The following is a 15,011-nucleotide window of genomic DNA, read 5'->3' as shown; positions in this document are numbered from 1 at the left end:
GAGAAGGATAAGGATGCAATATAGACGCGTAGGCAACAGCGGACTCAAAGTGAGCGAGATCGGATTGGGCAGTTGGCTGACGTACGGCACCGCGGCGGAGAAGGAGGCGGCGGACGCCTGCATTCGCTCGGCTTACGAGAACGGCATTAATTTCTTCGATACGTCGAACGCTTACAATAGCGGCGAAGGCGAGAAAGCAATGGGCGCCGTACTGAAGCAATTCAGCCGGTCTAGCTACGTGCTGTCGACCAAAGTGTATTTTCCGATGGGGGAAGGACCTAACGACCGGGGATTGTCGCGCAAGCATATCATGGAGCAGTGCGAGGCGAGCTTGCGCCGGCTGGGCGTCGACTATATCGATATTTACTTCTGTCACCGGTACGATGCCGAGACGCCGGTCGAAGAGACGCTTCGGGCGCTGGACGACCTGACGAGCCAAGGGAAGGTCCTCTATGCGGCGGTCAGCGAATGGAGCGCGGCGCAGATCGCCGATGCGGCGGGCATCACGAGAAGATTGGGACTTCGTCCGCTCATCTCGAATCAGCCGATCTACAACTTGTTCGAGCGATACATCGAACGTGAAGTGCTTCCTCTAAGCACTAAGGAAGGGCTCGGGCAGATCGTATTCTCCCCGCTCGCGCAGGGCGTGCTGACAGGCAAGTACAAGCCCGGACAAGCATATCCCGCGGACAGCAGAGGGGCGAACGAATCGGTTAACGGCGTTATCAAGAGCTACTTCCGCGACGACGTGCTGGAAGTCGTCCAACGGCTGAACGATATTGCGGGCGATCTGGGCCTGACGCTATCCCAGCTCGCGCTCGCATGGGTGCTGCGCCAGGAGGGAGTCAGCTCCGCGCTGATCGGCGCCACGAAGCCTTCGCAGATCGAAGAGAACGTCCGGGCGTCCGGCGTCAAGCTGTCGCCCGATGCGCTTGCGCGGATCGACGAGCTATTGGGGCGGTTGGAAGGCTTCGCTCCTTTGCGATAGTCCATAATCCTTCGTGACCGGATATTCGACGGCCGGTTTTTCCGGCTTGATCGCTTCGCCGTATTCGATTTAAATAGATAGAAGGGGGGATAGAGATGAAGAATATCGTAGTCGTCGGCAGCATCAATATGGATATCGTCAACGAGGTCAAGAAGCACCCGTTGCCCGGGGAGACGATCCATGGATTGTCGACCAAGTATTATCCCGGAGGCAAAGGGGCGAATCAAGCCGTCGCCGCCGCTCGTTCCGGCGGAACGACGATGATGGTCGGCGCGGTCGGAGAGGATGCGTTCTCTTCCGAGTTGATCGCGTCTCTGGCCGATAGTGGCGTGAACGCGGAACAGGTGTCGCGCGTGCCGGGAAACTCCGGTATCGCCTTCATTACGGTAGACGAGTCGGGCGAGAACAGCATCATTCTATCGGCCGGGGCGAATCGCCAAGTTCGGCTCGATGATCGCGTGGAGAGCTTGAACGTTCTGCATGCCGTCGATATCGTGCTGCTGCAGAACGAGATTCCGTGGGAGACGAATCGCGAAGTCATGAAGAGGGCCTGCTCGCAAGGCGCGCGGGTGTTGTATAATCCGGCTCCGGCGATGAAGATACCCGCCGACGTCTATCCGTATATCCATACTCTCATCTTGAACGAAACCGAGATCGAAGTCATAACCGGTATGCCGATCGGCGACGATTCGCTCGGCGCGGAGGCCGCTATCGATAGCTTGTTAGACGCCGGCATTCAGTCGGTCATCTTGACGCTAGGCTCCAAGGGCTGTCTCTATAAGGCGGCCGGGAGCGCCGCCGTCTCTTGCCCGGCGTTCCGAGTCGAAGCCGTCGACACGACCGCCGCGGGGGACACCTTCATCGGAGCGTTCGCCAGCTCGCTGGCGGAAGGCCGCGCGATTCCGGAAGGCTTGCGCTTCGCTTCCGCGGCCGCGGCCATCGCCGTTACGGGAGAAGGCGCGCAAGCTTCGATTCCGACGAGGGAGCAGATCGATCGGTTCTTGCAGTCGCGCGCATAACCGACGCGGACACGTAACAAGGGCACTCGCGATTTCGCGAGTGCCCTTGCTCTTATACCCACCATACATTATCGCGGTCGATGGTTCGAATTCCCTCATCCGCATACCAATCATAGGCGACAACTTGATCGTCGTATTGCCATGTCGCGGGGCAAGTCGTGTTCAGCCAGTCCAGCGGAACGGCGTCGATCTGCGGTTCGGAAGCGATTCGGAACGCGGCTTGGACGGCAAGGAGTTGCTCGTCGGTTAACGTTCCCGGCTTGACCGATAGGAACAACGGCGTTCCGCTGCGGCTGACAAGGTCAAGCCATTGAGCGGCATAAGGCCACGGCGTTCCGGGAGTTATCGCCACGCAATCCGCGTCGTGGCTATAGAAGGTATCGTGCTGGTGCATGCGGAATGCCAACGTATTGATGCCCATTCTGCGCGTCCGTTCCCAGCCTGCGCCGCTCGTATCGTCCCCGGTACGCTGGATATGCACCAGTCCCGCGGCTAGATGGCTGATGGTATTGCAGCCCATGATCAAGCTGTCTCCCGATGCGTCTTTGATCGTTTGGTAGAGCTGCTTGATGATCTCGGCGGACGTTCTAGTGCGGTCGGCAAATGGATACGCGGCCGCGTTTCCCTTAATATCCGGGCCCCATAGTCCGAGTAAATCGAAAGTCGAGAAATCGTGTTTGATTAACCGATAGCCCCACCGGTTCAACGTACGGAACATATTCCCGATGTGCGCGAGCACTTCCGGGATGCTCGGGTCCAGAATGGCTCCCGATTCCATATCGTTCGTCCAGGTTGCCGGTACCGACTCCCTCGTTAATAACGGACGGATCCAGATGCCCGGAATAGCCCCGGCTTCCTCTATTTCTTTGGCGAGCTTGGCCATATCCGGGAACTTGCGGTTTCCGACCCATGGTCCGCCGTTGTATCCATTGTCTCCGCTGTGAAGCTGCCAACCGTCATCGATGACCATGTAAGGCCGGTTGGTTAACCCGTCCGCCAAGCCGGCCAGAAACTTCGCATCCTCGATAACATCTTGAGGGTCGATATCGCCGAAGCGGCAATACCAGTTATTCCCGCCATAGACGGGCAGGGCGGGCAGCAGCGGCGTTGCGCACATACGCTTCGCGAAAGACTTCGCGGCGTAGAACGGCGTTTCGTCTTCGCGGCTACGGTATTGTACGACGTCGGCGACCTGCAACACCCGGTCTCCTAGCCGCACGCCCGCGGGGCCGCATCGAACATCGGCGATCAACGTAGCCGAACGTTCGTTCAGTTGCCAATGGCAGAAGGAGTTGCCGCCGGTTCTAACGCCGATTCCGACCGTTTCGTTGCCGTCATGAATCATGGCATACCAAGGCATGATTCGTTCCGGCACGATGCCGCGCCATTCCAGATCGCCGTAGCCTCGTTCCCAATGGTCGCCGTATACGGAAATTCGGCCTTGGATGCCATGGCGCCATATCAGCTTAATTCTCTTGACTTCGGCATGGGGCGCGGCAATTGATATACGCAATGCGTCGTCATCTCGGGTACAATACAATCGTAAGCCTTCGCCCGTCCAGGCATCTTCGGTTTGTTCGAGCAGGATCCAACCGCTATCGGTCTCTATCCAAACGGTATCTTGTATCCTGGTCACATCGAGATCGATCATTCTGCCATTCCCCCTTGAAGGTCGCGCAACTTATAATAGAATCATAGAGACAATCGGTCGCATGAACTACGCAACTCATTGGAACTTTTTCTTATCTCGTTGGCATTCGAAGGAGCGTGTAATCTCGTGGCATTTCCTTTGTATTTGCAATATTACACGAACATGGATAAGCGGTTTCCGTTTTCCGTGCAAAGGTCGTGCCTCTCCTCCAAGGTAGAAAGCCACAGGCACGATTTTCTCGAAATCTCGTACGTCAGCGAAGGTCGCGGCGTGGAAATCATTAACGGCGCGGAGTTTCGGCTGGAGCCGGGCTCCTTCACCTTCTTGTTGCCCCATCAATATCATGAAATCCGTCCGGATCCGGATTCGACCTTAACTTTGCTGCATTGCGGCATGTCGCCGAATCTGTTCGCGGGTCCTTCGGAAGACGGTCAAGGCATGGAGGGACTCCTGCTGGCTTACCCGGAGCTCCCATCCAACGTGTTGCTTAACGGAGAGGCGAGAACGGTCGCGGATAACCTGTTCCGGAGCATTCAAGAGGAATTGGATCGCGACGATCCGTGGAAATTCGTAAGCATTCGCTGCAAACTGTTGGAGCTTATGATCTCGTTCGATCGCGCGCGCATGGCATCGGCTGCTACAGGCTCCGAAGCGACGAATCCTTCGAAACGCTCATCTAACTTTTGGAACGTGATCCGTCATATCGAGCATCACTTCAAAGAGGAGCTAACCCTTTCGGAGCTGTCCCGGCTTTACCATTATAACGACTCCTATCTGAGCGTATTGTTCAAGCAGCATACCGGCCAGCATTTCACCGATTATTTGCAGGACGTTCGTTTACGCCATGCCTGCGCATTGTTGACCGCGACGGATTTGAAAATCGGCGATATCGCCCCCGAAACCGGCTTTCATTCGCTCAGCACCTTCAACAGGGTGTTCCAACGGAAGAAGGGCTCCTCTCCGACGGGGTATCGACGGAAGCACAGCAAGCTATAATTCGCCGAATACGTCATTACGACTCGATAAGAAAAGAGGGCTGTCGCCCGAGTCATCCTTCCGGATGAATTCGGGTGACAGCCCTTTCGCGTTACGGCTTCACGATGATGTTATCGAATACCGCGGCCGTGCTGGCGTACACGCGAGCGCCGATCTTGCCGCCGGCGTGCGTGTCGTCCGTCGCGCTCAGGATGAGCGTGTCGTTCTGGTACACTTCGATCTCGTCGCCGTCTAGCTCGACACGGTACGTGTAGAACGTATCCGGAGCGACGCTCGGGTTGGAGAAGCCCAGCGACGTCTTCACGCCGCCTTCTACCGAGAGCAACTCCATCTTGCGTCCGGACTTATCGTTGTTCTTGAGCATCAGGATGTAGTGGTTGTTCTCGTCCGTATAGCGGAACACGATGCCGGCGTCCTTGTTGCCGCCGGAGTTGTTCGTGACGTTGACGTCCGCTTGGAACGTGTAATCCGTCCAACCGGAGTCGCCTGCGGTCGAATAGCTGTTCAGGCTCGTCGCCTGGCCGCGATATTGTCCGCCCGTCACCGTCCACGAGCCGCTCGTCGACGTCCAGCCGTCCGCGTTGCCGTCGGAGAAGTCGTCCTCGAACAGCGTATCGAAGACGCTGATTCCGGTCTGCAACGGGCTGGATACGGCGTTGGAAGTCGTATCGGTCGTGTTGACGTAGAAGGAGTGTACGCCTTCCGTCAGCTTCGTCGTATACGCGTACGCTTTGCCGTCGGCGTAATTCGTGTCGCCCGGATTGACCGGCGTCATGTGGCGAATGACGCCGTCAATGAGCAATTCCACGACGAGAGGCGCTTCGTTATCGGCGTCCGTATACGTCGCGCTGAACGTGAACGGCGTATCCGGGTCGCCCGTCGAAGTATTCACGCCGACCGCCGTCAGCGTAGGCGCCGTGCCGGTGGCGACGTTCGTCGCCTTGATCTCGTCGATCAACAGCTCGCCGTACGTGCCCGACGCCTGTCTGAGCCAGATCGAGAACTTCGTCGTGGACTTGTCGAGGACGGACGGAACCATGCTTAAGTCCCACTGATAATCGGTCCACGTCGCCGGCACGTTGATCCAACCGCCGGACAGATTGTAGCTGCTCGTTCCGCTCTGAATGTCGACTTTCATCTGCATGTTCGCGGAGCCCGGGTTTTTCATCGTGAAGTTCACGTAACGGTATCCGATCAAATCCCACATGTTATGCCACGGCTGGAACTTCGCGTACGATTTGTTCGAATCCGCCGTCTGCATGAACTTGCCCGCGGTTCGTCCGTCTACGGTTACCTTCTCGAACGAGCCGTCGCCGCCGTCCTGGTTCCACCAGTTCACCCATGCCGGCTTGCTCTTCGTTACGCCCCAGAGGCCGTTGCCGCCGAAGTCGTCGTACAGCGACAGGTTCGCCGGGTCCGGCAGAGCGGGAGCCACGCTGTAATGCGTCGCGCTGTACGTGGCGTTGCCGCCCGCGTCGACGCCGCGAATGTCGATTCGCCGCGTCGCGAACGGAACGGCTCCGCTCTCATCGATCGTCGCGCTATAGACGCCGCGGTCTTCCGTCATCGGGTTGTACACGCCGCTGCGCAAGTACTCGATATTCGTAACGCCGCTATCCGGCTTGGCGAACAGCGTGACGTTGCCGCGCACGTAGTCTCCGATGACCGGCGACAGCGTCGGCAGCTCCGCCGGGACGACGCCCGCGGCCGATCCGCCCGCGGTCGCGCTAAGCGCCAAGACGGAGTAGAGCATGCCGGCTTGAATGCTGACGCTGTATTCGTTGTACCGCCATTGCGTGAGGTCGTCTTGGTACAGCGCGCGATCCTGGTACCAAGGGCTGGAGCTCTCCTTATCGAGCGTATTCTTCAGCAGCGGGCCGCTGAACATGGCCCCGGGGAAGACCGCGCCGATGCCGGTCGGCGTGTTCGCTTCCTCGTCGAGCCGGGTATGCGGGAAGTCGGCGAAGTCCGTGCCGACGCCCGACACCCAGCTGATGTTCCACGGATTGGCGCCGAAGATCCAGTACATGCCGTTCTGAACGGCGCGCAGGACGGCGGGATCCCCGAACAGCTCGTAGTAGCGGATCAGATCGCCCATGTAAGAAGCATGGGGCTCGTTGACGCCGAAGTCCTTGAACTGGTCCAGCACGCCGTAAGGTGTATCGTCCGCCAGCGTCAGGAACGTGTTGACTTGATCCTTAAGCAACGCCTGAATATGAGCTTGCGTAGTCGAATCCGCGACCGGGTAGAACTCCGCGAGCGCCATCGGCCGCATGTCCCAATAGTTCGTCGACAAGAGGTCGCCGACCGGCACGGAGTTGATATAGCTCGTAGCGGCCGTATGGTAAGCGGGATTGCCGGTCAGCAGGTACAGCTCGACGTCGGCGATCAGCTTCGAGTTCGCAAGGCCTCCGCGCGTCGTCGAATATCCGCCGAGCGGATCGGTCGGGTTCGCGACGACGTAAGCGTAGAAGTCGAGCGCGGCGTCCAAGCTGTCGTCCGCGAACGCTTCGAGCGCCGCGACTTCGGCGGGATCGACGTCGCCCTCGGCGACGGCGGCTTCAATGGCGCGCGCGGTCGCGGCCAGCGTCGCGGCCGCCTTGGCCGAGCCCCCGACGTTCGGCCGGATCAGCTGGCGATCGTCCGCCGTGCCCGGGATGTTATCCGTCACCTTCTCCGGATGGAGCCATCCGCCTTGGTTCGGAAGGTCGTACATCAGGCCGCCGGCTTGATCAATCCACTTGATCAAGTACTCGCTGCCGAATACCGCCTCGTCGACGAGATCGGGAATGCCGTTGTTGTCGTTATCGTACTTGACGGACGGCGCGCTCGCATGGCGAATATAGGCGAGCGCGATCTCGGTGCCGACCCATTGGTTGCCCGCGTACTTGCCGTAGTCGCCGGCGTCGTACCAGCCGCCGGTCAAGTCGTAATGCGTCGTGCCGTCGAACGACTTGCCGTCGTCCAGATGTCCCGCGGCGTGGAACAGCTTCGCGGAAGGGAAGATGCTGCTGTAGCCCGGCGGATAGACGTCCGCCGTCGCGACGCCGGAGCGCTGCAACCGGTAGAAGCCGGTCATCTCGTCCTTGTAGCCGTCCCATACGTTGGGCTGGATCTGGAACGGATAAGACGACACGCCGTTCGTCGTCACCTTGTAGTCGGTGCCGGACGCGGTGAGCGAAGTGAAGTCTACCGTGTACACGTGCTTATTCCAATAGAAGCCTTCGTACGTCATGTTCCCGGAGGCTACGGTGCCGGCGGAAGTCGTCACGACGTACGACGTGTCCGACAGAGCGGTCGTCGCGGCGACCTTCGCGCTCTTGTAATCCGCCGCGCTGTAACCGGCTTGGCTGACGACGACGTCGATCGCTTGCGACGACGCGGAGACGGTGGCCGTCTGAGGCGTCGTGGCGACTTCGTTCGTCCGCAGGTCGGTCGTCCGGAAGTAGTACGTATGGCTTCCCGCGGGCAGCTTCGTCATGTGCACGTACGACTTGCCGTTCGAGTAAGTCGTGTCGGCGGCGTCGGTCTCCCGCATGTCGTACGCGGTATCGCCGATGACGAGCTGCATAACATACGGCTTATCGTTATCGACGTCGGTGTACGTCGCATTGAACGTGTACATCGTGTTCGGGGTGGCGACGGTGGCGTTCGTGACGACGTTCGTCGCGAGCGTCGGAGCCGTGCCGCCGGTTGCGGTCGTCAAGAGCAAGTCGTCGACCAGCATCTCGCCGTACGCGCCGGTCGTCTGCTGCAGCCAGATTTCGAATTTGACCGACTTCTTGTTGATGGCCGGGACGAGCGCGTCAAGGTCGAACGTATAGTCGGTCCACGTCGTCGGCACCGAGATGAAGCCTGCCGTCAGTCCGTGGTTTTTCGTGCCGTCGTGGATGTTGATTCGGATTCGGGAGTTCGGGTAGCCCGGGTTTTTCAACGCGACTTTCACGTAGCGGTACCCGCGCGCGTCGAACGTGTCGTTCTGCGGCTGGAACTTGGCTCGCGAAGCGCTCGTCGCCGGCGTCTGCGCGAACTTCATGGCCGTGCGGGAGTCGATGGTCAGCTTCGCGGACGTACCGGAGCCGCCGTTGTCGCTGTGCCAGTTCGGCCAGGTGCCCGTGTAATCTCCTCCCCCGTTGAAGTCCGCGTACAAGAGCGGGTTCGACGGGCCCGGCAGCGGCTTGACCGCGGCCGAGGTAGAGCTAGGCGATGCGACGATACCGTTCAGAAGCAGGAGCATACCGAGACAGCAGAGGAGCGCTTTTTTGCCTAACCTTGTGCCTAACATTACTTCATTCCTCCTTGATAGTTTGAGATCGGTCTTACAATAATAGATTGTATAGGCGAGCGGCGCCCGGAGATAGGATGTAAGCTCTTCACTTTGTGATGCATTCCGCGATGCGCGCGCGAATGCTATAATCCGAGGCGAAGGAAGGATAATACATCACGATTTCGCGGCATTACATCCTTCCGTCCGCCATTCCGATTCTCTAATATGTTAATAATAGGCCGCGGGCCTCGCGCGCGCGGGCGACCGACAGGGGGAGCGAACGGTGAAAATATTGGTTGTGGACGATGAACCGAACGTAAGCACGGGAATCAAAGATTTTCTGCTCGATTCCGACCTTGAAGTCACGCACGTCGAGACGGCGCTGAACGGCTTCGAGGCGATCGATTACTTGCGCATGGACGCGTTCGACCTCGTGCTGACCGATATCCAGATGGGCCGGATGAGCGGCATCGAGCTGATGGAGACGATCCGCATGGAGCAGCCGGAGCTTCCGTTCGTCGTCATCTCCGCCCACGAGAAGTTCGACTTCGCCGCCAAGTCGCTGCGGCTCGGCGCCCACGATTACATGGTGAAACCGGTCGAGAGGGACGATCTGCTGAGGGTCGTCCGCCAAGTGCTGCGACAGAAAGAAGAACACGGCAAGCAGTCTCTGGCCCGGATCGAGAAGGCGGAGTCGATGAGCGTGAACGAGATGCTGCAGGAACTCGTGACGGACCGGAACCTGACCCGGCAAGATTACGAGCAGCTGGCCGCCGATCTGGGCGACCGCTTCCGGGGCCGCAGCTTCGGCGTCCTCTCCTCGCGGCTGAACTTGCGTAGCGGCGGCTTCAGCGACAAGGAAGTGTCGCTGCCGGACCGGAAGCTGCTGAAGTACGCGTCGGTCAACATTCTGGAAGAGAGCTTGTCCGAATGGAACGGGCTGACGTTCAACGGGTACGGCAACGAACTGGTCTCGATTATCCAACTGCAGGATCCGGAAGCGGACGGCCCGTCCTATCCGCTCAAGTCGCAATTGCAGCTGATCGGCCAGATGATCCATATGAACCTGAAACAGTATTTGAACGTCGACGCGACGGTCGGCATCAGCACGCTGCATTCGGACGTGTTCATGCTGCCGAAGCTGATGGAGGAAGCCAATACGGCGGCGGAGTGGAAAAACCTGAATCCGAACCACAAGGTGCTCTATTACGAGGACGCGATCCGGTACGAGAACGCGGACGTCGTCGAATGGATCGGCACCGTGGACCGGTTCGTGCAGACGCTGAAGTCGAAGCTCGAGGACGGGAGCGAAGTCGATACGCGCGACGTCGTCCAACCTTTGACGGAGATGGCGGCGACCGAGGAGCTGTTCAATAGCCGGTTCGGCATGCTGGTATACCGAATCTACGCGCTCCTGCTGGAATTCGGACACTCGGGAGGCGTCTCGCTGCACCGCTTCGATCCGGACCAATACTTCCGCGGGCTGTCCGCGGACGTGAAGCCGAACCGGCTGGACGCTTACATTCAAGAAGCGGCGCAGGCGATGCAGACGATGGTCCGCGACCGCGAGAGAACGATTATCGCGCGCATCGTCGGTTACATTCGAGAGAATTACCGCAATCCCGCGCTCAAGATACAAGATATCGCCGACGAGGTGCATTTCAGCACGACGTACTTAAGCTATCTTTTCAAACGGGAAATGAAGAAGAACGTGTGGGACTTCGTCACCGAGCTGCGGATCGATGCCGCCAAGCAGCTTCTCGCCACGACGGACAAGAAGCGGTACGAAATCTCCTACGAGATCGGCTACGAGTCGCCGGAGCACTTCGGCCGCATGTTCAAGCGGTACGCGGGCGTCAGCCCGGCGGAATATCGCAAGGATAACGGGAGGGGAGCGGGCTGAAGCTCAAAGTCAAAGTCACCTTGGCGTTCCTGCTGTTCATCGTCGGACCCTTCCTGATCGTCGGTTGGATCTCGGCTTACAAGGGATCGGAGTCGATGGCGAACGAAGTGGGACGGACGACGCTGCAGCTGGCGAAGCAGAACCATATCACGATCGAGAAGACGCTGTCGTCGGTGAACGAACGAATGGTCACGCTGCTGGACAATCACTTCTTCAGCGACGTCGATCAATTCGAATTCTGGACCCACATCGAGACGCTCAGACAGATCTCGGCGGCGGACGGCATCTTGGAGCGCTGGTCGTCGGGCGGTACCGAGGTTACGCTGTACATGGCGAACAAGCAAGGGATGAGCACGCCGTTCGACTTGTCCGGCAAGACCAAGGGGTTCAAATACTTCGACGAGAACCGCGACGGCGCGCTCCCCTGGGCGGAGCAGACGTTGAACGAAGGCGGATCCGGCACGCTCAGGCTGACGCCGAGCCCGGAAGGCAGAACGACGGTCAGCCTCATGCGCAGCATTCTGAACCCGAAGCAGTACGACGAGACGATCGGCTTCCTCCTCATATCGAAGCTGGAAGTGCTGTTGAACCGCGATCTCGTGGCCGTGCAGCTGCCGGCGCACGCGAGCAGCTTCCTGTACAACGGGAGCGGCGAGCAGTTGCTGAAGAACGGGACGGAGCGGCTCGGAGAGGAGAAGCTGGCGGCGTTCGTGAAGGGCAAGACGGACGGCTTCTACTACGCGCGCGAAGACGGGCGGAAGTGGCTGTACGCCTATTCCAGCCTGCCTCAGTTCGATACGCGGCTCATCTACAAGATTCCGTTCGACGCGATGACGGCCGGACAATCGGCTTTCCAGTGGATTCTAATGGGAGGATCCGCCGTCTACATGGCGCTCATGCTCGTCTTCGTGCTGTATCTGCTGCGGATGATCGTGAAGCCGCTCGTGAAGCTCGTCTCGCTGACGAAGATCTACGAGCCCGGCAAGAAGCTCGATTGGGAGGACGATCAGCTCCGCACCGACGAATTCGGCATACTGTACGGCGCGTTCAAGAAGATGACGACCCGGCTCGATCATTCGATCGAGGAGAACTACGGCATGAAGATCAAGCAGAAGGAAGTCGAGCTCTCCACGCTGCATTCCCAGATTACGCCGCACCTGCTGTACAACACGCTCGATTCGATCTATTGGCGCGCGCTCTCGAGCCGCAATACCGACGTCGGCGACATGGTCAAGGACTTGTCCAAGCTGCTGCGCATCGGGCTTAGCAAGGGCAAGGCCGTCATTACGATCGGCGAGGAGCTCGAGCACGTGCAGGCGTACAGCCGGCTGCAGCAGAAGCGTTACCCGAACACGCTCGAGATCCATTGGGACGTCGACGAATCGCTGCTCGATTACGCCGCGCCGAAGGTGATCATCCAGCCTCTCGTCGAGAACGCGATTTTCCACGGGGTCAGCGGCATGGACGGCGAAGGGGAAATCCGCGTGAAGATCGCCCGGGACGAAGCGGAGCTCGTCGTTACCGTGGAGGACAACGGCTTCCTGCCGGTCGACATGGACCGGCTGAATAGCATCCTCTCGGGCGAGACGAGCGACAAAGGCTACGGCATCCGCAACGTGCATCAGCGCATCCGGCTCCATTTCGGCGAGGCGTACGGACTTCGGTACGAGCGCCGCGAAGGGGGCGGGCTGCGGGCTATTATGAATATGCCGCTCATGCGTCCGCCTTCGGGTTGAGCGTGGCGCGCGACGGTCTCGGCTGCGGTCCGGATGAGGTGAGGCGCGGTATGGCGCGGCAGGTCGCGTGGTACCGATGCTGGCAGGTGTCGCAACGGCATCATCGCAGTATCTATGCTGCGTGGGATTGCAACGGCAAAGTAATCGAAATATCAGTTACATTTTACGCGGAATTGCGAGATTAGCGGATCGTATTCGGTTTTTCGTGCTTAATCGGGGCTTAATGGGATAACCGCTATAATGCACTCGAAATATCGCATACAATCGGTCCGCAGCCATTATTTACAAAAATTGTATTCGGAATTTCGAATATAACTCGATGTCGCAAGAGACTGCGAAGCATCGTTCCGCACAATTAGCGGGAGATCGCGAAAGTCCGGACGAAGCGACAGTCGAGAGGGCCGCCGAGCCTGCAATACGAACCGTCAGGAGATCACTCCTGGCGGTTTTTTATCTTGCATCCGTTATTTGGAATCTCATAATCCATCACATTCATGGCGGAATATATCCTCGTACCCCGAGGGGGCTGGCTTATATACTGAGGTCACAGAAAGGAAGTGGACTTACATGACGGCTTACATGCGCGGAATTTGGAAGTACCGGGCGCTGACGTTCATGATCCTGCCAGCGCTGCTCGTCCTCGCATTGAACAACTACTTGCCGATGTTCGGCGTGTTCATCGCTTTCAAGAACATCAACTATATCGATGGGATATGGGGCAGCCCCTGGGTCGGGTTCGACAACTTCGAGTTCCTGTTCTCGTCCCAATCAATCTGGCGAATTACGCGCAACACGGTGCTGTACAGCCTGACGTTCATGGTCGTCAACCTCTTGCTGTCGGTAGCGATCGCGGTCGCGATCAACGAGCTGCGGGGAAGGCTGCTGGCCAAAGGCTACCAGACGATGATCATCATGCCGTACTTCTTGTCGATGGTCGTCGTCAGCTACCTGACGTACGCGTTCCTCAATCCCGATCGCGGATTCCTGAACGGCGTGCTGGAGAGCTTCGGCATGGATCGGATCTTCTGGTATTCGGAGACGGAGTATTGGCCGTACATCCTGACGCTGGTCAACGCCTGGAAGGGCATCGGCATCGGAGCGGTCATCTACATCGCCGCCATCGCCGGCATCGACCCGGAATATTACGAGGCGGCGGTCATCGACGGCGCTTCGAAGTGGAAGCAAGTGATTCACATTACGCTGCCTTCGATCCAGCCGATCGTCATCATCATGACGATCCTGTCGATGGGCCACGTGTTCAACTCCGACTTCGGCTTGTTCTACCAAGTGCCGATGGACGCCGGCGCGTTGTATCCGGTCACCGACACGGTCGACACGTACGTCTACCGGGTGCTCATGGAACTGAACGATATCGGCATGTCTTCCGCGGCGGCGCTCGTGCAATCGATTCTCGGCTTCATCCTGGTACTGGCGACGAATTCGGCGGTCCGCAAACTCAATCGCGAGCAAGCGCTGTTCTAGCGCGGACTGGAGGGTATGACGATGTTAGGCAAAAGAAACAGACGAGACAATTCCATATCCCCGGCGGCCAACGCGGCGCTGCACGCAGGGTTTATCCTGCTGGCGCTGGCCAGCGTGCTGCCGGTGGTGCTGGTCGTCATCGTATCGATATCGCACAACGATTCGCTGCTGAACCGGGGCTACAGCTTCTTCCCGGAGAAGCTGAGCAGCATCGCCTACGACAGCTTGTTCAAGGATTACGGCACGATCTTCGGCGCATACGGCGTCAGCATCGGCATCACGATCGCGGGCACGATGCTCAGCGTCCTGCTCATGGCGCTGTACGCGTATCCGATATCCCGGGCGGACTACCCGCTGCGCAACGCGTTCACCTTCATTCTCTTCTTCACGATGCTGTTCAGCGGCGGCGTCGTGAGCAAATATATCGTCTTCACGCAAGTGATCGGGGTGCTCGATTCGTACATGGCGCTCATCCTGCCGCTGCTCATCGTTCCGTTCAACGTCATCATCATGCGGACGTTCTTCCAGACGACGATCCATCCCGCGCTCATCGAGTCGAGCCGGATCGACGGGGCCGGGGAATGGCGGATCTTCTTCCGCATCGTGCTTCCGTTGTCGCTTCCCGTCATGGCGACGATGGCGCTGTTCAGTACGATCCATTACTGGAACGACTGGTTCAACGCGCTGCTGTTCATCCGCAGCGAAGAGAAGTATCCGCTGCAGTTCCTAATGATGCGCGTGCTGAACGACGTCCAGTACTTGCGCAACAACGTCCAGTTGGCGGCGCAAGACCCGGAGATGATGAGCCAGCTGCCCAACGAGTCGTTGCAGATGGCGATGGCGGTCGTCGGCATCGGACCGATCCTGCTCGTCTATCCGTTCTTCCAGAAGTACTTCGTCAAAGGCTTGACGGTCGGCGCCATCAAGGGCTGATCCGTTCGCCGCGATCTCGATAGGACCAGCCGACGG

9 protein-coding genes are annotated in these 15,011 nt (G+C 58.8%); 7 read left to right on the top strand and 2 right to left on the bottom strand.

From position 1 onward, the window contains the following. The first annotated feature begins 13 nt into the window (after positions 1-13). Complete coding sequence (locus ACFQZG_RS13185) at positions 14-988, top strand: aldo/keto reductase family protein (RefSeq protein ID WP_378153171.1); 975 nt, start codon at positions 14-16, stop codon at positions 986-988. A 95-nt stretch (positions 989-1,083) separates the two neighbouring features. Then, the gene (gene rbsK, locus ACFQZG_RS13180) at positions 1,084-2,007 is read left to right on the top strand and encodes a ribokinase (RefSeq protein ID WP_378153169.1); all 924 of its coding nucleotides are present in this window, start codon (positions 1,084-1,086) and stop codon (positions 2,005-2,007) included. 52 nt (positions 2,008-2,059) lie between these two features. On the opposite strand, the gene ACFQZG_RS13175 is transcribed toward rbsK, so the two are convergent. Continuing rightward, positions 2,060-3,658 (bottom strand): alpha-amylase family protein, encoded by a 1,599-nt coding sequence (locus tag ACFQZG_RS13175; RefSeq protein ID WP_378153167.1) that lies wholly within the window; start codon positions 3,656-3,658, stop codon positions 2,060-2,062. Between the two features lie 126 nt (positions 3,659-3,784). Here ACFQZG_RS13175 and ACFQZG_RS13170 point away from each other — a divergent pair, with 126 nt between their 5' ends. After that, on the top strand, positions 3,785-4,654 hold the full coding sequence (locus ACFQZG_RS13170; RefSeq protein WP_378153165.1) for a helix-turn-helix transcriptional regulator: 870 nt from the start codon (positions 3,785-3,787) through the stop codon (positions 4,652-4,654). A 91-nt stretch (positions 4,655-4,745) separates the two neighbouring features. Here ACFQZG_RS13170 and ACFQZG_RS13165 read toward each other — a convergent pair whose 3' ends face one another. After that, entirely contained in the window at positions 4,746-8,939 is a 4,194-nt protein-coding gene (locus ACFQZG_RS13165; protein ID WP_378153163.1) for a glycoside hydrolase family 9 protein, read from the bottom strand. Positions 8,940-9,204: 265 nt separating this feature from the next. Here ACFQZG_RS13165 and ACFQZG_RS13160 point away from each other — a divergent pair, with 265 nt between their 5' ends. The 4 genes from ACFQZG_RS13160 (at position 9,205) to ACFQZG_RS13145 (ending at position 14,975) form a co-directional block, all read left to right on the top strand. Further along, positions 9,205-10,824, top strand: coding sequence for a response regulator transcription factor (locus ACFQZG_RS13160; protein ID WP_378153161.1), 1,620 nt, complete (start codon positions 9,205-9,207; stop codon positions 10,822-10,824). Between the two features lie 20 nt (positions 10,825-10,844). Further along, the gene (locus tag ACFQZG_RS13155) at positions 10,845-12,560 is read left to right on the top strand and encodes a cache domain-containing sensor histidine kinase (RefSeq protein WP_378153159.1); all 1,716 of its coding nucleotides are present in this window, start codon (positions 10,845-10,847) and stop codon (positions 12,558-12,560) included. 567 nt (positions 12,561-13,127) lie between these two features. After that, complete coding sequence (locus ACFQZG_RS13150; protein WP_378153157.1) at positions 13,128-14,042, top strand: ABC transporter permease; 915 nt, start codon at positions 13,128-13,130, stop codon at positions 14,040-14,042. A gap of 21 nt (positions 14,043-14,063) precedes the next feature. Next, positions 14,064-14,975 (top strand): carbohydrate ABC transporter permease, encoded by a 912-nt coding sequence (locus ACFQZG_RS13145; RefSeq protein WP_378153155.1) that lies wholly within the window; start codon positions 14,064-14,066, stop codon positions 14,973-14,975. Positions 14,976-15,011: the final 36 nt, after the last annotated feature.

It is taken from the genome of Cohnella sp. GCM10027633 (genome assembly GCF_042675445.1).
Classification (GTDB): domain Bacteria; phylum Bacillota; class Bacilli; order Paenibacillales; family Paenibacillaceae; genus Cohnella.
This window is presented reverse-complemented; position numbering and strand designations above follow the sequence as displayed.

Excerpts from the sequence above, each read along its gene's own strand:
- ACFQZG_RS13145 (WP_378153155.1), top strand. The coding sequence starts at position 14,064 with ATGTTAGGCAAAAGAAACAGACGAGACAATTCCATATCCCCGGCGGCC.
- rbsK (WP_378153169.1), top strand. The coding sequence starts at position 1,084 with ATGAAGAATATCGTAGTCGTCGGCAGCATCAATATGGATATCGTCAAC.
- ACFQZG_RS13175 (WP_378153167.1), bottom strand. The coding sequence starts at position 3,658 with ATGATCGATCTCGATGTGACCAGGATACAAGATACCGTTTGGATAGAG.
- ACFQZG_RS13185 (WP_378153171.1), top strand. The coding sequence starts at position 14 with ATGCAATATAGACGCGTAGGCAACAGCGGACTCAAAGTGAGCGAGATC.
- ACFQZG_RS13150 (WP_378153157.1), top strand. The coding sequence starts at position 13,128 with ATGACGGCTTACATGCGCGGAATTTGGAAGTACCGGGCGCTGACGTTC.
- ACFQZG_RS13165 (WP_378153163.1), bottom strand. The coding sequence starts at position 8,939 with ATGTTAGGCACAAGGTTAGGCAAAAAAGCGCTCCTCTGCTGTCTCGGT.